Genomic DNA, 18,009 nt, shown 5'->3' with positions numbered 1-18,009 from the left:
GCGAACTAGGTCACAGACCGCTGCAGCGCGGGCATACTCGTCGGTAGATTCCGCTCACACGCCCCACCTATTCGGAGGTACGACGTGAAGCAGATCCTCGACGCGATCCTGGCCGGCGAGAACGCAGCCCTCGGCGAAATCCCGGTGCCCGAGCACTATCGCGGCATCACCGTGCACGCCGACGAGGCGACCATGTTCGACGGGATGGACAGTCGCGAGAAGGATCCGCGCAAGAGCCTGCACCTGGACGACGTACCGACGCCGGAGCTCGGTCCGGGCGAGGCGCTGATCGCGGTGATGGCCAGTGCGATCAACTACAACACGGTCTGGACGTCGATCTTCGAGCCGGTCTCGACGTTCAGTTTCCTCAAGCGGTACGGGAAGTTGTCGCCGCTGACCGCCCGCCACGACCTGCCGTACCACGTGGTCGGCTCCGACCTGTCCGGCGTCGTACTGCGGACCGGGCCGGGCGTGAACGCGTGGAAACCGGGCGACGAGGTGGTCGCCCACTGCCTGTCGGTCGAGCTGGAATCGCCCGATGGGCACAACGACACGATGATGGATTCGGAGCAGCGGATCTGGGGCTTCGAGACCAACTTCGGCGGCCTGGCCGAACTCGCGCTGGTGAAGTCGAACCAGTTGATGCCGAAGCCGGCCCACCTCACCTGGGAAGAGGCTGCCTCGCCCGGCCTGGTGAACTCCACGGCGTACCGGCAGTTGGTGTCGGCGAACGGCGCGAACATGAAGCAGGGCGACGTCGTGCTGGTCTGGGGCGCGTCGGGTGGTCTCGGTTCGTACGCGACGCAGTTCGCGCTGAACGGCGGGGCGATCCCGGTCTGCGTGGTGTCGTCGCCGGAGAAGGCGGAGATCTGCCGGGCGATGGGGGCCGAGCTGATCATCGACCGGTCGGCCGAGGGGTACAAGTTCTGGTCGGATGAGCAGACGCAGGATCCGAAGGAGTGGAAGCGGCTGGGTGCGAAGATCCGTGAGCTGACCGGTGGGGACGATCCGGACATCGTCTTCGAGCACCCGGGGCGGGACACGTTCGGAGCGTCGGTGTTCGTCGCGCGCAAGGGCGGGACGATCGTGACGTGTGCCTCGACGACCGGGTTCATGCACGAGTACGACAACCGGTACCTGTGGATGAACCTGAAGCGGATCATCGGCTCGCACTTCGCCAACTACCGCGAGGCCTGGGAGGCCAACCGGCTGATCGCGAAGGGCATGGTCCACCCGACGGTTTCGAAGGTCTACCCGCTGGAGGAGACCGGCCAGGCGGCGTACGACGTCCACCGCAACCTCCACCAGGGCAAGGTCGGCGTCCTCACCCTCGCCCCCACCGAAGGCCTCGGCGTCACCAACCCCGACCTCCGCGCCCAGCACCTGGAAAAGATCAACCGCTTCCGCAACCGCTGACCCGCACCAACCCGACAGCACACCTGGACAGCCCCGCCCCGCTGCCCAGCCACGCGCCGCACCCGGGCACCCAGCGATGAAGGTGAGGTGCCCGCGTCCCGCCCTACTTCATTTCAGTGGGTCGTGCACAGGGTTCCCTTCCCTTGAGTGGGTTGTGCACAGGGGCGGTTAGGTGTTGGTGGGGTGGTTCTGACAGGCTCTAGGGTGGGGATTTCATCCGAGCCGCCTAGAAGGGAACTTGGGGATGGCTGACGAGTCGAGCCTGCCGTTCTTCGACCGTACGGCGACCGCTGCCGGGGGCTTCCCCGTCGGTCGGCGCGGGTACGACAAGCAGGCAGTGGACGACTACGTCCGCGCGCTGGAGGCGCAGCTTGCCGAAGCGCGCAACCGGGTGGACGAGTTGCAGAACAACTCGGCGCCACTGCAACGCCAGCTCGACGAGGCCAAGCGCCAACTCGAGGCCAGCGCCAACCCGTCGTACGCGGGGCTCGGTGACCGCGCGGCGCAGATCCTCCGGCTCGCCCAGGACCAGGCCTCCGAGGCACTGGAAGAGGCCAAGCGCGAGGCCGACGAACTGCGCGCCACCGCCGCCAAGGAGGCCGCTTCGGCCCGGGCAGCCGGTGAGCGCGAGGCGCAGGACATCCGCACCGTCGCGCTGAACGAGGCCGACAGCCTGCGCCGTACCGCCGAGGGCGACGCGGCCGAGATTCGCCGCACCGCCGAGACCGAGGCGGGCGAGGTCCTCGCTGCCGCCCGCCGCAAGGCCGAGCAGTTGCAGCTGACGGCCGAGTCGCAGTCCAGCACGCTGAAGAACGGCGCGCTGCACGAGGCGGAGAAGATCCGTACGGCGATCCAGCGCGAGTCCGCCGCTCTGCGGGCCCGCCTCGCCGACGAGCGCGAGCAGCAGGCCAAGGAGCTGGCCGACAAGCACTCCCAGATCGCCAGCGACACCGAGAACCTGACCACCCAGATGCGCGAGGCCGCCGAGGCGTCCGAGCGTCGGGTCGCCGAGGCCACCGCACAGGCGGCGAAGATCCGCGCTCAGGCGGAGGAGTCGGCCGAGCGCACGCTCGCCCGCGCCCGTCGTGAGGCCGAGCAACTGCTCACCACCGCCCGGACGCGTTCGGAGGCCGAGCTGGCCAACGCCGCGGACGAGGCGGAGCGGTCCCGGACGATCGTCGCCCGCGAGACCGAGCGATTGGCCAAGCGCCGCGACGGCATCCTGGCCCAGATCGCCGGCCTGAACGAGATCGCCGGCAACATCGCCCGGCAGGCCGCCGAGCTCGACTCGGAGACCGCCGCCCCGACGTACACGCCGTTCAACTCCGGCGGCACTCCGGCTCCGGCAGCACCGAGCAGCAGCACGGACAGCCCGTTCGGTCGCACCGGGAGCCCGTTCAGCGCACCGGCCACCGACACCCCGTCGTACCCCAACATCGGTTCGTACTCCACACCGAGCAACGACAACGCGTACGGCGGCGCTTCATCGAGCGACAACTCGTACGGCAGTGCCTCGGCGAACGACAGCTCGTACGGCGGCGCTTCGGGGAACGACAGCTCGTACGGCGGAGCGTCGGCGAGCGGCAGTTCGTACGGCGGGGCGTCGGCCAAGGAGGCGCCGACCTCCGCGTTCGGTACGACGTCGAGCGGGAGCGCGTACGGCGGGAGCAGCCCGTTCACCGGGGCTGACGCGGGCGGCGCACGGGTCGACGAGACCCGGATCGACACCGGCCTGCGCGTGGACGTGTCGACGCTCGAGGCGGCGCGGTCCGACGAGCCGCGCGACGCGACCCGGATCGACGAGTTCCGGCTCGAAGGCTCGGCGAACGGCAAGAAGTCAGCGGCCGACGCGGTGACGGCGCAGGCCGACGCCGACGCGAAGGCCGGCACCGATGCCGATGCCAAGGCCGACTCCACCGCGAAGACCGACTTCACCGCGAAGAGCGACTCCGACGAGAAGACCGGCGCCAACGCGAAGACCGACTCCATCGCGAAGGCCGACTCCATCGCGAAGGCCGACTCCATCGCGAAGGCCGACACCGACACCGACGACGACGCCGAGATCGCTGCCGACAAGGCGGACGAGGGCGACGCCAAGGCCGCGAAGGACGACAGGTGACGCCACCCGGCGACGACACGTCGGCCGGAAACATCGCGGCGATCGAGGCCGCGGCCAGGGAGGCGAAAGCGGCGGCAGCCGAGGCTGAGGCCGCGGCCGACGACGCAGGCAAGTCCGCCGAGGAAGCGGAAACGTCCGCCGAGCTGGCCGAGGACTCGGCCACCAAGGCCAAGGTCGCGGCCCGCTCGGCCGATGCCGACGCCGACCGCGCGGACGCCGACGCCGATCGCGTGCAGGCCGATGCCGACGAAGCGGACAGCCTGGTCGGCGAACTACTGATCGACGAGCGTCATCCCTCCGAGGGGATGGGCGCGCCTGGTCCGCCACTGCGCCGGTCGAACCCATTCGTCTTCGGGTTCTTCGCCGCGCTGGGTGTGCTGGTCGCGTGGGGTCTGTGGCACGCGCTCGGTCAGGCCAAGTCGGTGCTGATCCTGCTCATCGTCTCGATGTTCATCGCGGTCGGCTTGAACCCGCTGGTCGAGTGGTTCATGCGCCGCGGGCTGAAACGCGGGCTGTCGGTCGGCGTGGTGTTCCTGCTGGTGCTCGGGGCGTTCGCGGGCGTCGGTTTCGCGATCGTGCCGGTGGTGACGGACCAGATCAACGGGCTGATCACCAACGCGCCGGACTGGCTCGATCTGCTGACGAAGTCCAAGACGCTGACGGACCTGGACACGAAGTACCACTTCATCGACAAGGCGAAGGACTACATCCAGGACCCGGCGCTGGCCCAGAAGGCCTTCGGCGGCGTGCTCGGCGTCGGCAAGGTGGTCGCGAACGCACTGTTCTCGGCGTTCACGGTGCTGATCCTGACGCTGTACTTCCTCGCCTCGCTGCCGACCGTGAAGAAAGCGGCGTACAGTCTCGTCCCGGCCAGCCGGCGGCCGCGGGTGTCGATCCTCGGCGACGAGGTGCTCGGCCGCGTCGGTGGGTACGTCAGCGGTCAGTTCCTGGTCGCGATCACCGCCGGGTTCTTCGCGTTCGTGTTCCTGGAGATCGTCGGCCTCGGCCAGTACGCCGTGGCGCTGGCGATCGTGGTCGTCTTCACCGACTTCATCCCGATGGTCGGTGGTCTGATCGGCTGCGTGATCATCACGCTGATCGGGCTGACCGACGGGTTGTGGACCGGCGTGTTCTGCCTGGCGTACGGCGTGATCTACCAGCAGATCGAGAACTACATCGTCGCGCCGCGAATCATGCGCCGCGCGGTCGACATCCCGGGCGCGGTGACCGTGATCGCCGCGCTGCTGGGTGGCGCGCTGCTCGGTGTGGTGGGCGCTCTGCTCGCGATCCCGACGGCCGCGGCCGTGCTGCTGATCATCCGTGAGGTGTGGGTCCGCAAGGCCGACGCTTCCTGAACCGCCGACCCGCCCCGCAGCCGGAAATGTGATTGACGGTTGCGGGGCGTTCGCGTTTCCTCAGCAGGTGACGAATCCTGCACTGCCGACCGCCAGGGACCTGGCCGGGTTCAGCCTGCCGGCTCAGCATCCGGTCAGCCGGGAGTGGGTCGACGACGAACTGCGGCTCCAGCTCCTGACCGAGCAGCACGAGCTGGACGTCGAACTGCTGACGGATCCGGAGATCGCGGCGATCCGCGCCGAGCGGTTCGCGCCCGGCCGGCCGATCGGGCTCATGTTCAACCAGTGGGTCCAGATCGCGGCCGATCAGCACGTGATGCTCAGCATGCGGTACGAGGGCGGCGACCCGGCGAAGCCCTTCGTCGACGCCTCCGCGCTGAGCCGCCCGTTGCAGCCTGGCGATCTGCGACCGGCGGCGAGGGCGGCCTGGGAGTACTTCGGTTCACTCGACCCGAAGTACCTGCGACTGTGGAGTTCGCAACCGGTCGGGTGGATCCCGGGAAGCCTTCCGGACAAGCGGTTCCTCGCCGCTCCCCTCGACGTACTACGACGTGCGGGCGAGCGCGTGCCCGAAGAGCTGACGTTGCTCCCGGCAACCTCCTTGGCGAACTACGAGCACGCGCAGGCGGCGTACGCGGCAGTTGACGCGGCGCACCCAGAACACTCCGAGCAGGCGCAACTACAGAGCCCTGACAAGCTGGAAAGCACCGTGGAAGACGGTCTGCTCTTCGAGGTGCTCGTCGACGGCTCCTGGGCCGGATACATCGCGGCCTCCCCCGACGGTCAGAACCTCGGCCTCCCGGCGTACATCGTCCAGGACGTCATCCTCGCCCCCACCTACCGCGGCCGAGGCTACGGCCCTCACCTCACCACCCTGCTAGCCCGCGCCCTCCCCACCCATCCGCCCAACCACCTGTCCTTCCTCCTCGGCACCATCCACGCCAACAACCGCGGCGCCCTCACCGCCGCCCACAACTCCGGCCGCACCGACCTAGGCGGCTGGCTCCAACTCCCCCTCCCAGCCGACGCAGGACAGCGATGAGCGATCACTGCATCTTCTGCGCCATCGCCTCCGGCCGCGCACCAGCCAGATTCATCTACATAGACGACAACGCGTGCGCCTTTCTCGACATCAATCCGCTCCGAACCGGCCACACCCTGGTCGTCCCGCGCCGTCACGTTCGCGACCTCGCGGACCAAGGCGCCGCCGAAGCACTCGCCGAGGTCGGCCTTGCGCTGCAGCACACAGCGCGGCTGCTCAGAGCGAGATTGGATGCCGACGGCATCAGTGTCCTCCAGGCCAACGGCGCCGCAGCCGGCCAAACCGTCTTCCACCTGCACTTCCACCTGCTCCCCCGCCCCGCTGGCGACAGGCAGCTCACCGACTGGACCGAAGACCGTCAAGCCCGCAAAACGCTCGACGAGACCCACCAGGCTCTGACCAGCTGAGCGGCGAGGTGGGCTTTACCTTGCCGCTGCGGAGGCTCAGGGCAGGAAGGGGGTGATGGTGGTGAGGAAGTCGTCCAGGCGTTCGGCGTGGACCCAGTGGCCGGCTTCGGGGATTTCGGCGTACTGGGCGTTCGGGAAGTAGGCGGCGATGGTGGCGCGGTGGTCCTGCTGGACGTAGTCCGATTTGCCGCCGTAGACGAAGAGGGTGGGGCCGGGGTAGGTGCCGGTGAGGTCCTCTGGCCAGCCCGAGATCGCGGGGAGGGCGGCTTCGATGACGGGGAGGTTCGGGCGCCAGCGGGCGCCTTCGGAGTCGAGGATCAGGTTCTGCAGGAGGAAAGCGCGGGTGCCGGGTGAGTCGACGGCATCGACCAACTGGGCTTCCACGTCGGCGCGGCGGCTGACGTTGGAGAGATCGGCCGCGCGCATCGCCTTGGCGTACTCGACGAAAGCCGGCGGGTACGTCACCGGCGCCGCGTCGACGACGATCAGCCGCTCGACCACCTCGGGATACTGCAGCGCAGTGACCATCGCGGTCTTGCCACCCATCGAGTGCCCGACCAACGCGACCGGCCCGACACCGAGCTCCGCGATCGTCTCCTGGACGTCCGCGGCCATCTCCGGGTAGCTCATCGTGTCGACATGCGGCGACGTCCCGTGGTTGCGCAGGTCGAGCGCATACACCCGATGCGCGGACGCCAGCCGGCGAGCGGCCGTCATCCAGTTCCGGCCGGAGCCGAACAGACCGTGCATCACCACGACCGGTGAACCACTCTCGCCGTACGCCGTGACCGGGAGCTTCATCGACACCTTCCTCGAACCGACCGAACCGACCGAACCAACTGAACCGACCGAACCAACTGAACCAGCTGAGCCGACTGAGCCGACTGACCCAGCTGAACCGACAAGACCGGCAGCACTGTCACCGCCGGCGTTGCCAGCAAGCCGTGTGCCAGTGCCGCCGCTCGTCCAGCGACTGCCCGCCGCCGATCGCCGCGAGCAGACTCGGGTTCTCCGGCCAGACCACCACGTGCGGCGTGGCGGGCAGGATCTGCTGGTCGCAGCCAGGACAGCGGTATGCCTTGGTCGACGCGGATCCGGACACCTGGCGGACGATCCAGTCGCCGTCGGCGTGCGATTCCCGGAGTTGATGACCACCCATCAACGGGCGGTCACTGACCGGCCGCGTGTGTTTCGAGGGCCTTCTCTTCCGGGGCGACACAGCAGCGAGCCTATCCGCCCCACCCAGCCCACTCGATCACACCCGCCCAGGCGGCTCACCCGCCCCGGGCGGCTCAGACGCGAAGTGCGACGGCTCGAGCCCGGGGCGGTTCAGACGACCGGTCCGGTTCAGATGCCGCGGGCGGCGTGTTCGGCGCGGAGGTCCTTGCCGACCTCGTGCATGTGGGACAGGCCCATCCGGTACGACTCGAGTACGCCGGTGCTCAGATACGGCATCCCGATGCGTTCGCAGTACGACTGGACCATCGGCTGGGCGAAGCGCAGGTTCGCCCGCGGCATGCTCGGGAACAGGTGGTGCTCGATCTGGTAGTTCAGTCCGCCCATCAGCCAGTCGACGACCAGGCCGCCCTGAACGTTGCGCGACGTCAGCACCTGCTTCTCCAGGTGGCCCCAGTTGGTGTCGTCGTCGGGCATCTCCATGCCCTTGTGGTTCGGTGCGAACACGCTGCCGAGGTGCAGCCCGAACAGCGCGTGGTGCAGCGCGGCGAACGCGATCGCCTTGCCGGGCGACATGATGAGGAAGAGCGCCCCGAAGTACAGGACCAGGTGGGCGGCCATCAGGCCGAGCTCGATCCGCGCCTCCCGGCTGCGGCGCTTGCCGATCAGGAAGATCACACTCGACACCTTGAGGTTCAGGCCTTCGAGGGTGAGCAGCGGGAAGAAGATCTTGGCCTGGTTGCGGCTCAGCCAGCCGTGCAGACCGGTCCGGCCCTCGGCTTGCTCCAGCGTCCAGACCAGCACGCCCTCGCCGACGTCGGGGTCCTTGTCGGTGTGGTTGGGGTTCGCGTGGTGCCGGTTGTGCTTGTCGTTCCACCAGCCGTAGCTCATCCCACAGAGGAAGTCCCCGTGCAGCATGCCGAGCCAGTCGTGCCACTTACGCGACTTGCTGATCTGCTGGTGGCCGGCGTCGTGACCGAAAAACGCTGCCCTGGTGGTGAAAATCGCCAGCGGTACGGCGAGCAGCAGCTGCAGCCACGAATTGCCGAGCAGGACGATGCCGGCCCAGGTCGCGGCCAGCAGCGCGACGTTCAAGGTGATGGCGATCACGTACGAGGCCGTCCGGCGCTCGAGCAGCCCGGCTTCTCTGACCTCACGCAGCAACGGAGCGAAATCGCTGCCCTTCGTGCCGGTGCCTGGACCGGAATTCGGGCGGGCGGAAGCAGTGACGGGCTGTGCCATCAGGGTCCTCATCTCAGAGCGGTGGGAGGCCTAGGCGAACAGCCTCGGCCAGCGTACGCCATCCAGCCTGGGCGCGAGGCGACACGAAAACAGCGGTCCTGGCACCAGTACGGCGTGGGTGGAGGGACCCCTGGAGAGAGTGGACCTAACACCACTGAGGAAGAACTGACGCTCCGTCATGATGGGAGGAGCCGGGTCTCCGGCACCATGGCCGAGACGCACTGCACGGGAGAAAACAGCGATGACGATCACCCAAGCGCCACCCCAGGCGCCGATGCGGTTCCCGCGCCTGGCGCAACCGTTCATCGCCCTGTTCCTGGCCGTCCTGGCCGAGCTCGGCATCGCCTTCTTCGTGCTCAACGTGGTCGCCGTACCGCTGATCGCGGTCTGGGTCGGCATCCCGCTGCTGCTGGTGTTCGTACCCTGCGTCCGCTGGTTCGCGAACTGCCACCGGACGTTGTTCGGCGCCATCAGCGGCACCGAGATCCCGCGGCCCTACAAGAAGCCGCCGCTGCCCGGCGTCCTGATGTGGTTGCGCACGACGCTGACCGATCCGGCCACCTGGCGCGACATCGCCTGGCTGCTGGCCAACGCCGTCGTCGGCTTCGTCCTGACGCTGGTGTCCGCCGTACTGTTCTTCACCACTGCCTTCTACCTGATCTACCCGCTCCTGGTCGGTGTGACGCCGCACGGTGTCTTCGACGAGCCGTTCGGCGGGCTGATCACGCTCAACTTCTGGCAGAGCTTCGGAATGGTGCCGCTCGGCCTCGTCGCGTTCGGGCTCTGGTACGCCGTCGGCGAGCGGCTGCTCAAGGCCGACGCCGTCCTCGGCCGGTCGCTGCTCGGGCCGACCGAGAGCGCGAAGCTGGCGATCCGGGTCCGGGAGCTGTCCGAGTCCCGCGCCGAGACCGTCGACACCCAGGCGGCCGAGCTGCGCCGGATCGAGCGCGACCTGCACGACGGGGCGCAGGCGCGGCTGGCCGCGCTGAGCATGAACCTCGGCATGGCGGAGGAGATGGTCAGCCGCGACCCGGCGCAGGCCGCCGCGTTGCTGACCGAGGCGCGCGAGTCGGCGAGTACGGCACTGTCGGAGCTACGCGACCTCGTTCGAGGCATTCACCCGCCGGTGCTGGCCGACCGGGGTCTCGAAGGCGCGGTGAAGGCGCTCGCGCTGACCTGCCCGTTCAAGGTCGACGTCACCATCGAGCTACCTGGCCGGCCACCGGCGCCGGTGGAGTCCGCGGCGTACTTCGCGGTCGCCGAGGCACTGGCCAACATCGTCAAGCACTCGGCCGCGACGACGGCCTGGATCCAGATCACGCACGAGTCCGAACGGCTGCACATCCTCGTCGGTGACGACGGGGTGGGCGGCGCCACGGTACGCCCCGGCGGCGGTTTGCACGGAATCGAGCGGCGGCTGAACGCCTTCGACGGTACGTTGACGGTGGCCAGCCCGACCGGCGGGCCGACCACCGTGATCATGGAGTTGCCTTGCGAGTCGTCATCGCTGAAGATCACGCCCTCCTCCGGGACGGCTTGATCCGCCTGCTCGAAGCCCACGACTTCCAGGTCGTGGAAGCCGTCGACAACGGCCCCCGGCTGGTCCCGGCGCTCGTCGAGCACCGGCCGGACGTGGCCGTCGTCGACGTCCGGCTGCCCCCGACGTTCACCGACGAGGGTCTGAAGGCCGCCATCGAGGCCCGCCGCCAGGTCCCGAACCTGCCGATCCTCGTGCTCTCGCAGTACGTCGAACAGCTCTACGCCCGCGAGCTCCTCACCGGAGGCGGCGGCGCCGTCGGCTACCTGCTGAAGGACCGCGTCTCCAATGTCGCCGACTTCCTCGACTCGGTACGCCGGGTCGCCGGCGGCGGCACCGCGATGGACCCCGACGTCATCGGCCAGCTGCTGGCCCGCAACACCCGCGACGAACCGATCAGCCGGCTCACCCCGCGCGAGTCCGAAGTACTGGGCCTGATGGCCGAAGGCCGCTCCAACGCCGCCATCGCCGCCGCCCTCTTCGTCACCGAGAAAGCCGTCTCCAAACACACCAACAACATCTTCGCCAAACTCGACCTCCCCCCATCCGAAGACGACAACCGCCGAGTAATGGCAGTCCTCACCTACCTCTCCTCCCGGTGAGCGTCCCGAGCGACAGGTAATAGTCCTCGTACTGCGACCGCCCGCCGCTTCCGTGAGCGTGGCGGCCGACTATTACCTGTCGCTCGGGACAGCCTGTGGATGAACTTCGGCGCGGGTGCGGCACCGACCGGCAAGATCTGCCGGTGGAATCCGTCAAGCTGGTTGAAACGGTGCCCGAGGTCCTGGCCAGGTTGCGGGGCCGGGCCACCTTCGCCGAGCTGACCCAGGTCATCTCGAAGCGAGAACTGATGGCCGCGGTCAGCTCCGGCACGGTCGTGCGGCTGGCGCGGGGGATCTACACCCTGCCCGGTCCCTTGACCGCCAAGCGCGTCGCCACAGCGTACGACGGGGTCGTCTCGCACCAGAGTGCGGCACTCGCGTGGCACCTCCCGCTGCTTGCGCCACCCGAGACACCGCACATCACCTTACCGCCGAAGCGGCGCCGTCGACCTGGGCCGCCTGCGGTGTTGCACTGGGCGCCGATCGCCTCAGCCGATCATCCCCGTCGGCTGACTTCTTTGCTTCGAACGGTGCTGGACTGCGCTCGGATCTTGCCGTTCGGCGAAGCGCTCGCGGTCGCGGACGCCGCTTTGGCCGGCAGATTGACTCGTCACCGATTGATCGGGGCAAGCATCGCGATGCGCGGTCCAGGCTCCAGGAACGCGCGCCAGGTGGCGGCCGCTGCCACGGGGGCGGCTGAGAGCTTTCTCGAGTCGATGCTCCGAGCGCTCGTCGTACAGGCCGGGCTGGAAGGGTTCGAGCCGCAGGTTCTGGTCGAGCGTAAGCGGTTTCGCGCGCGGGTGGATCTTGGGCATCGAGAGGCCAAGATCGCGGTGGAGGCCGAGGGGTACGCGTTCCACGGGTCCAGCGGGGACTTCGCCGCCGACTGCCGCCGGTACGACGAACTGGTGGCGGCAGGCTGGCTGGTGCTGCGGTTCACCTACCAACAGGTGCTGTTCGAACCGGACTGGGTGATTGCCACAATCCAGGATGCCCTCAAGCAGCGGTTGCCGTGATGGATACGTCCCGAAGGACAGGTAATAGTCCCCGTACTGCGGCCGGCCGCGCTTCTGTGAGCGTGGCGGCCGGCTTGTGGGCTGACTATTACCTGTAGCTTGGGACGCCCCCTACAACCGGATCCGGCGGAGGAATTCTTGGGTGCGGGGTTGGGTGGGGTTTTGCAGGACTTGGGATGGGGGGCCGGATTCTAGGAGGCGGCCGGCGTCCAGGAAGCAGATCTGGTCGGCTACGTCTTGGGCGAAGGCCATTTCGTGGGTGCAGAGGAGCATGGTCATGCCGTCGGTCTTGAGTTCGCGCAGGAGGTCGAGGACTTCGCCGACGAGTTCGGGGTCGAGGGCTGAGGTGACCTCGTCGAGCAGCATGAGTTTGGGCGAGTTGACCAGGGCGCGGGCGATGGCGGCGCGTTGTTGCTGGCCGCCGGAAAGGTCGTCAGGGCGGGACGAAGCCTTCGCGGCGAGGCCGACGCGGTCGAGCATTTCGAGGCCGCGGGCGCGAGCGACGTCACGTGGTACGCCGTGCACGCGGATCGGGGCGAGCGTGACGTTGTCGAGGACCGACAGGTGCGGAAAGAGGTTGTAGGCCTGGAAGACGATGCCGATGCCTGATCGGACCCGGTCGGCGTCGATGCGCGGATCGGTGATGTCGCGGCCGTCCAGCTCGATCACGCCGTCGTCGACGGTCTCCAGCAGGTTCACGCAGCGCAGCAGGGTCGACTTGCCGGAACCGGACGCGCCGATCAACACGACGCACTCGCCCGCTTCGACCTCCAGGCTGAACCGGTCGAGCACCACGTTGGCACCGAACGTCTTCCGCACCTCGCGGATGGACAGCAGGCTCACACCACACCTCCCCCGCCGCCGTACCACCCCTGCCGCCGGGCGACCCAGTCGGTCAGCCTGGTCAACGGGATCGTCAGCGCGACGAAGAGCAGCCCCGCCACGACGTACGGGGTGAAGTTGAAGTCGACGGCGGTTTCGAGTTGCGCCGCCCGGATCGCGTCGATGACGCCGAGGACGGCGATCAGGCCCGAGTCCTTCTGCAGCGAGACGAAGTCGTTCAGCAGCGGCGGCAGCACTCGCCGTACGGCTTGCGGCAGTACGACGAAGCGCAGGGTCTGCCGGTACGACAGGCCGAGCGAACGCGCCGCCGCTCGTTGGGAGGGATGCACCGACTCGATGCCCGCGCGGAACACCTCCGCGACGTACGACGAGTAGGTGAGCACCAGCGCCGCGCCACCCCAGATCACCGCCTGGTTCGGCAGACCGCGCAACTGCAGCGCCGGGACTCCGAAGCCGAGCAGGAAGATCACCAGCAGCAACGGCAACCCGCGGAACACGTCGGTGTAGGCGGCTGCGAATACCCGCAACGGAAAGAAGATCGGCCCGCGCAAGGTACGCATGATCGCCAGCGTCATCCCGAGGATCACGATCAGTACGGCGCAGATCAGCATCACCCGGACGTTCAGCCAGAGCCCCTGCGCGACGACCGGCAGCGCCTCCCAGCCGCGGTGGACGTTGAAGAACGTCTCCCGTACCCGCGGCCAGCCCGGCGTCGAGCCGACCGCGACCGCGACGAGCACGACCAGTACTACGGAACTGATCCCGGCGATCGCTGTCGACCGCCGGGCCCGGCTGCGCCGGTACGCGGTCCGTTCCAGCTGAAGCGCGGACGGCTGCCAGTCGCTCACGAGAGCTCCGGCGCGCCTTCCGAGGTCAGGAACTGGTCCTGCAGCCGGGTCAGCGTGCCGTCGGCGCGCAGCGCGTCCACGGCCTGCGAGACACACGCCGTCAGCTTCGACCCCTTCTCCAGCACGAACCCGAACTGCTCGGCCTGACCGCCGGCCGGAAGCTGCCCGACGATCTTGCCGTTGTCGAGCTGCGCGGCCGTCATGTAGAACCCGGTCGGCAGATCGACCACGATCCCGTCGAGCTGTTTGTTCTTCAGCGCCTGCACCGCGAGATCGTTGCTGTCGAAGACACCGGGCTTCTGCTTCGGCTTGATGATGTCGCGCAACGCGGTGTAGCTGGTCGTGCCGACCTGGGCGCCGAGTTTCGCATCGGCGAGTTCGGCGATCGACTTGGCGTTCGCGATCTTGCTGCCGGCCGTGGTGATCACGGTCTGCCGGACGTCGTAGTACCCGGTGGAGAAGTCGACGGCCTTGCGGCGGTCCTCCGAGATCGACACTTGGTTCACGTCGAAGTCGAAGTTCTTCGGCCCGGGCGCGAAGGCGGCGTTGAACTGCACCGTCTGCCACTTGACGTTGGCCGCCTCGAAGCCGAGCTTCTTCGCCACGGCGTACGTGACCGCCGACTCGTACCCCTTCCCGTTGGCCGGGTCGTTCGCCGAGAACCACGGCTCGTACGCCGGCTTGTCGGTCGCAACCGTCAGGGTTCCGGCGGTCTTGAGCGCCAGTTGGTCCTTGCTACAGGCGTCGGCGGCCGGCGGGGTGGTGGCACCACCGCTGGCGTTGTCCTCCGGAGCACAGGCGGTGAGTCCGACAACTGCGAGCACGGCCAGCGCGGCCAGGCCAGAACGTGAATTCATGGCAGCAGCGTAGAGGCACCTACCGGCATCGCCTGCAGGCGACCGGCATCTGGTTCAGCGGCGGCGGTAGGTGGTCGGGGGAAGCCCGGTGTGCTGGCGGAAGCGGGTGGAGAAGTAGAGCGGGTTGGTAAAGCCGACCTCGGCGGCGATGGCGGCGACCGGGCGGCTGGTGAGTTCGAGGAGGCGGCAGGCGGCGTCGAGGCGGCGGCGTTCGACGAAGCGCTGCGGGGTGACGCCGAGTTGTTCGCGGAAGAGATGAGCGAAGCGGGATACGGAGAGGTTTGCGACGCGGGCCAGGACGGCGACGTCCAGGTCCGCCCGCAGGTCGCGGTCGACGAACTCGATGGCGCGGAGCAGGCGATCGTCGATCTGGGCGGCTGACGGGTTCTGGGTGTCGCACCAGAGCATGGCCGCTTCCAGGGCGTTCACGCTGAGCATTTCGCCCTGCGCCAGGACGCTGTCCTGGTAGCGAACGCAGGCGTGCAGGTTGTCCGTGATCCGGTCGAAAACCTGATCGCCGGCCCGGAGCTGATGGATGCCCGGGGCAACTTCCGGCCAGTCGAGCAGCGGCAGCCAGTCCGGCTTGGGATGGAAGTGCACGAAGAGAAAATGCCAGTGCCGGTACTCCGGTTCGACGCCGTAGTCGTGCAAGGTGCCCGGCCGGACCAGCGTCGTCAACCCCGCGTCGGCGAACACGTCGTCGGCCTCGGGGACGCCGTACCGTCCCCGGCCGGCGAGCGTGTGGGTCAGCAGGAAGTCGGTGGTCCCCCGCGACCGGTAGGTGGCATAGCCGGCGTGCTCGTCGAATTCGCCGGCCATCAACCGGCGTACCGTCGGCGTGTGCGACTCAGCAGGATCTCGAATGTTCACAGCTCGATAGGCTATCCACTCGACGGCAAGGTGTCGCCAGACTGGAGACATGACAAGCACTGTCCAAGAGGTGTACGAACGCGACGGCATCGTTCAGGTCCCCGGACTGCTCAGCTCGGGCGAGATCGAGCAGCTCAAGACTGCTTATATGGAACAAGTTGCCGTCGACCACTCGCTGGCGATCGACGACGGCGTGCCGGCCGACGACCCGCTCGCCCGCTATCCGCGCTTCGTCCACCCGCATCGGCGGACCGAGGTCGAGGCCGGCCGGCTCGCGCTGGAGCTGATGCTCGACAGCCGGATCCTCAATGTGGTCACCACCTTGATCGGCCCGGCGCTCGGCGCCCAGTCGATGTTCTACTTCAAGCCGCCGGGCGCCCGCGGGCAGGCGATGCACCAGGACAACACGTTCCTCCGCGCCCATCCGGAGACCTGTCTGGCCGCCTGGATCGCGGTGGACGACGTCGACGCGGACAACGGCGGACTGGCCGTCGTACCGGGGTCGCATCAGGTCGAACTGGTCTGCCCGGAGCCTGCTGACCTGACCGAGTCGTTCACTGACGTCGAAGTACCGATTCCGGACGGGCTCAGCAAGGTTCAGACGCGCATGAAGGCCGGCGACGTGCTCTTCTTCCACGGCAGCGTCGTGCACGGCTCCCGGCCCAACACCACCACAGACCGCTTCCGCCGCTCACTGATCTTCCACTACATCCCCGAAACGAGCACCGAGATCGCGGCCTTCTACAACCCGCTGGTCCGCCCGGACCGGCAACCCACCCACCTCACCGAAGCCATCGGCGGCGGCCCCTGCGGCGACTACGCCACCGCGGAGCCGTGAGCAGCATCTTCCACGGGCTGCCGGCTCACTTGGCGTAGTCGCGGAAGCCGCGGCCGGTTTTCCGGCCGAGGTAGCCGGCGGTGACCAGGTGCTCCAGCAAGGGGGCCGGGGCGAAGCCGGGCTCGCGGAACTCCAGGTACAAGGTGCGCTGGATCGCCAGGGCGACGTCCAGCCCGACCACATCGAGGAGTTCGAACGGGCCCATCGGCAGCCGGCAGCCGAGCTTCATCGCGGCGTCGATGTCGTCGACACCGGCGTAGTGGGCCTCGAGCATCCGGACCGCGTCGTTCAGGTACGGGAAGAGCAGCGCGTTCACGATGAAGCCGGCCCGGTCGCCGCACCGTACCGGATGCTTGCCAGCGGCAACGGCCACCGCGGCGACGGCGTCCGCCACCTCGGGCGCAGTACTGACCGTACTGACCACCTCGACCAGTTGCATCACCGGCGCGGGGTTGAAGAAGTGCAGGCCGACCACGTCGGTGGGCCGCTTGGTCGCCACCGCCAGGTCGATCACCGGCAGGCTGGAGGTCGTCGTGGCCAGGATCGCGCCCGGCTTGCAGATCTCGTCGAACGTCTCGAACAGCGCCTGCTTCACGCTGAGCTCCTCGACCACGGCCTCGATCACCAGGTCTGCCGTGGCGAGGTCGTCGAGACGCGCGCTGCCCGTGATCCGGCGCAGCGCCGCGTCGCGATCCTCCGAGGACAGCTTGCCGCGCTGGACACCCTTCTCCAGCGAGCGTTCCAGCCCGGCCCGGACCCGGTCGACCTTCTCGGTGCCGCGCGCGACGTACAGGACGTCGTACCCGGCCTTGGCGCAGACCTCGATGATGCCGACGGCCATCGTGCCCGAGCCGACCACGCCGATCTGCTGCACGCGGCGCACCGGAGCGGTGTCCTCGGAGCGGGTCGGGGTCAGGTCGTCGTCCACCACGACCGGCGAGTCGGGCGACTCGTAGGTGTAGAAGCCGCGCCCGGTCTTGCGGCCGAGCAGGCCCGCGGTCACCATCTGCTTGAGGATCGGGGCCGGCGCGTGCAGCCGGTTCCGGCCCTGCTTGTACATCGTGTCGAGGATCTCGTACGCCGTGTCGAGGCCGATCAGGTCGAGCAAAGCCAGCGGCCCCATCGGGTAGCCACAGCCGAGCCGCATCGCGGCGTCGACGTCCTCGCGGGTCGCGTAACGCGACTCCACCATCGAGACCGCGTGGTTCAGATAGCCGAACAGCAGCGCGTTCGCGATGAATCCGGCCCGGTCGGCGGCGACCACGGGGACCTTGTCCAGCCGGCGCGCGAGCTCGGAGACGTCGTCGACCACGTCGGGCTCGGTGACGACGGTCTTGATCACCTCGACGAACTCCTGCACCGGAGCCGGGTTGAAGAAGTGCATCCCGACGACCCGGCGCGGCCGCTGGGTGGCCACGGAGATCTCGGTGACCGACAGCGAGGAGGTGTTGGTGGCGAGGATCGCGTCCTCGCCGACGATCTTGTCCAGCGCGGAGAAGATCTCCCGCTTCAGGTCGAGCCGCTCGACCACGGCCTCGATCACCAGGTCGCACTCGGCCAGCGCCTCCAGCTCGGTGGCGAAGGTGACCCGGTCGAACAGCGCCTGCTGGTCCTCGACGGACAGCTTGCCGCGCTTCACGGCCCGGTCGGTGGAGTGCTGGATGTGCCCGCGGCCGCGCTCGACCGCCTGCTCGTCGCGTTCCACGCCGACCACGCTCAGCCCGTGCCGGGCGAACACCTCCGCGATACCGGCACCCATCGTGCCGAGACCGACCACTCCCACCGTCTTCAAGTCACGAGCCATGGCTCGAAGTGTGCCAGTCGCCACACTGGTCCGCACA

Annotated in this window: 17 protein-coding genes; 9 read left to right on the top strand and 8 right to left on the bottom strand. The window is 68.4% G+C overall.

Annotated elements, in window-relative coordinates; genetic code table 11:
* Positions 1–84 precede the first annotated feature (84 nt).
* The 5 genes from ccrA to DIZ26_RS09890 all read left to right on the top strand — a co-directional run bounded on the left by ccrA (position 85) and on the right by DIZ26_RS09890 (position 6,339).
* Positions 85–1,416: a crotonyl-CoA carboxylase/reductase gene (gene ccrA, locus DIZ26_RS09910; protein WP_112239610.1), complete on the top strand. Its 1,332-nt coding sequence runs from the start codon at positions 85–87 to the stop codon at positions 1,414–1,416.
* Positions 1,417–1,660: 244 nt separating this feature from the next.
* Complete coding sequence (locus tag DIZ26_RS09905; RefSeq protein WP_232828227.1) at positions 1,661–3,535, top strand: transposase; 1,875 nt, start codon at positions 1,661–1,663, stop codon at positions 3,533–3,535.
* Positions 3,532–4,890, top strand: coding sequence for an AI-2E family transporter (locus tag DIZ26_RS09900; RefSeq protein WP_112239608.1), 1,359 nt, complete (start codon positions 3,532–3,534; stop codon positions 4,888–4,890). Before DIZ26_RS09905 ends, DIZ26_RS09900 begins: the two co-directional genes overlap by 4 nt.
* 67 nt (positions 4,891–4,957) lie before the next feature.
* Positions 4,958–5,932, top strand: coding sequence for a GNAT family N-acetyltransferase (locus DIZ26_RS09895; RefSeq protein ID WP_232828226.1), 975 nt, complete (start codon positions 4,958–4,960; stop codon positions 5,930–5,932).
* Complete coding sequence (locus DIZ26_RS09890) at positions 5,929–6,339, top strand: HIT family protein (protein WP_112239605.1); 411 nt, start codon at positions 5,929–5,931, stop codon at positions 6,337–6,339. Before DIZ26_RS09895 ends, DIZ26_RS09890 begins: the two co-directional genes overlap by 4 nt.
* A gap of 36 nt (positions 6,340–6,375) precedes the next feature.
* On the opposite strand, the gene DIZ26_RS09885 is transcribed toward DIZ26_RS09890, so the two are convergent.
* The 3 genes from DIZ26_RS09885 to DIZ26_RS09870 all read right to left on the bottom strand — a co-directional run bounded on the left by DIZ26_RS09885 (position 6,376) and on the right by DIZ26_RS09870 (position 8,757).
* Positions 6,376–7,140 (bottom strand): alpha/beta fold hydrolase, encoded by a 765-nt coding sequence (locus DIZ26_RS09885; RefSeq protein WP_112239603.1) that lies wholly within the window; start codon positions 7,138–7,140, stop codon positions 6,376–6,378.
* Positions 7,141–7,258: 118 nt separating this feature from the next.
* Positions 7,259–7,498, bottom strand: coding sequence for a hypothetical protein (locus DIZ26_RS09875; protein ID WP_232828225.1), 240 nt, complete (start codon positions 7,496–7,498; stop codon positions 7,259–7,261).
* A gap of 188 nt (positions 7,499–7,686) precedes the next feature.
* Positions 7,687–8,757 carry a fatty acid desaturase family protein gene (locus DIZ26_RS09870; protein ID WP_112239599.1) on the bottom strand — a complete coding sequence of 357 codons (1,071 nt, stop codon included), beginning with the start codon at positions 8,755–8,757 and terminating at the stop codon, positions 7,687–7,689.
* 241 nt (positions 8,758–8,998) lie between these two features.
* Here DIZ26_RS09870 and DIZ26_RS09865 point away from each other — a divergent pair, with 241 nt between their 5' ends.
* The 3 genes from DIZ26_RS09865 (at position 8,999) to DIZ26_RS09855 (ending at position 11,912) form a co-directional block, all read left to right on the top strand.
* Positions 8,999–10,297, top strand: coding sequence for a sensor histidine kinase (locus DIZ26_RS09865; protein WP_112239597.1), 1,299 nt, complete (start codon positions 8,999–9,001; stop codon positions 10,295–10,297).
* Complete coding sequence (locus tag DIZ26_RS09860) at positions 10,249–10,896, top strand: response regulator (protein WP_112239596.1); 648 nt, start codon at positions 10,249–10,251, stop codon at positions 10,894–10,896. Before DIZ26_RS09865 ends, DIZ26_RS09860 begins: the two co-directional genes overlap by 49 nt.
* A 143-nt stretch (positions 10,897–11,039) precedes the next feature.
* Positions 11,040–11,912, top strand: coding sequence for a DUF559 domain-containing protein (locus DIZ26_RS09855; RefSeq protein WP_232828224.1), 873 nt, complete (start codon positions 11,040–11,042; stop codon positions 11,910–11,912).
* 111 nt (positions 11,913–12,023) lie between these two features.
* Here DIZ26_RS09855 and DIZ26_RS09850 read toward each other — a convergent pair whose 3' ends face one another.
* From DIZ26_RS09850 to DIZ26_RS09835, 4 genes are read right to left on the bottom strand one after another with little or no spacing between them, the layout of a single operon-like run.
* Complete coding sequence (locus tag DIZ26_RS09850) at positions 12,024–12,755, bottom strand: amino acid ABC transporter ATP-binding protein (protein WP_112239593.1); 732 nt, start codon at positions 12,753–12,755, stop codon at positions 12,024–12,026.
* Positions 12,752–13,603 carry an amino acid ABC transporter permease gene (locus tag DIZ26_RS09845; RefSeq protein WP_112239591.1) on the bottom strand — a complete coding sequence of 284 codons (852 nt, stop codon included), beginning with the start codon at positions 13,601–13,603 and terminating at the stop codon, positions 12,752–12,754. The genes DIZ26_RS09850 and DIZ26_RS09845 overlap by 4 nt, the downstream gene beginning before the upstream one ends.
* A complete protein-coding gene (locus DIZ26_RS09840; RefSeq protein WP_112239589.1) occupies positions 13,600–14,460 on the bottom strand; it encodes an ABC transporter substrate-binding protein in 861 nt (286 codons plus the stop codon). The genes DIZ26_RS09845 and DIZ26_RS09840 overlap by 4 nt, the downstream gene beginning before the upstream one ends.
* 54 nt (positions 14,461–14,514) lie before the next feature.
* On the bottom strand, positions 14,515–15,330 hold the full coding sequence (locus tag DIZ26_RS09835) for a helix-turn-helix domain-containing protein (protein ID WP_112239588.1): 816 nt from the start codon (positions 15,328–15,330) through the stop codon (positions 14,515–14,517).
* Between the two features lie 49 nt (positions 15,331–15,379).
* Between DIZ26_RS09835 and DIZ26_RS09830 the strand changes: the two genes are divergently transcribed.
* Positions 15,380–16,168, top strand: a complete 789-nt coding sequence (locus DIZ26_RS09830) for a phytanoyl-CoA dioxygenase family protein (RefSeq protein WP_112239586.1) — start codon at positions 15,380–15,382, stop codon at positions 16,166–16,168.
* Positions 16,169–16,193: 25 nt separating this feature from the next.
* Here DIZ26_RS09830 and DIZ26_RS09825 read toward each other — a convergent pair whose 3' ends face one another.
* On the bottom strand, positions 16,194–17,972 hold the full coding sequence (locus DIZ26_RS09825; RefSeq protein ID WP_112239584.1) for a 3-hydroxyacyl-CoA dehydrogenase family protein: 1,779 nt from the start codon (positions 17,970–17,972) through the stop codon (positions 16,194–16,196).
* Positions 17,973–18,009 lie beyond the last annotated feature (37 nt).

The sequence above is a fragment of the Kribbella monticola genome (genome assembly GCF_003261635.1).
Lineage (GTDB): Bacteria > Actinomycetota > Actinomycetes > Propionibacteriales > Kribbellaceae > Kribbella > Kribbella monticola.
Note: the sequence above shows the minus strand (reverse complement) of the source record. Positions and strands in the feature narration are given on the sequence as shown.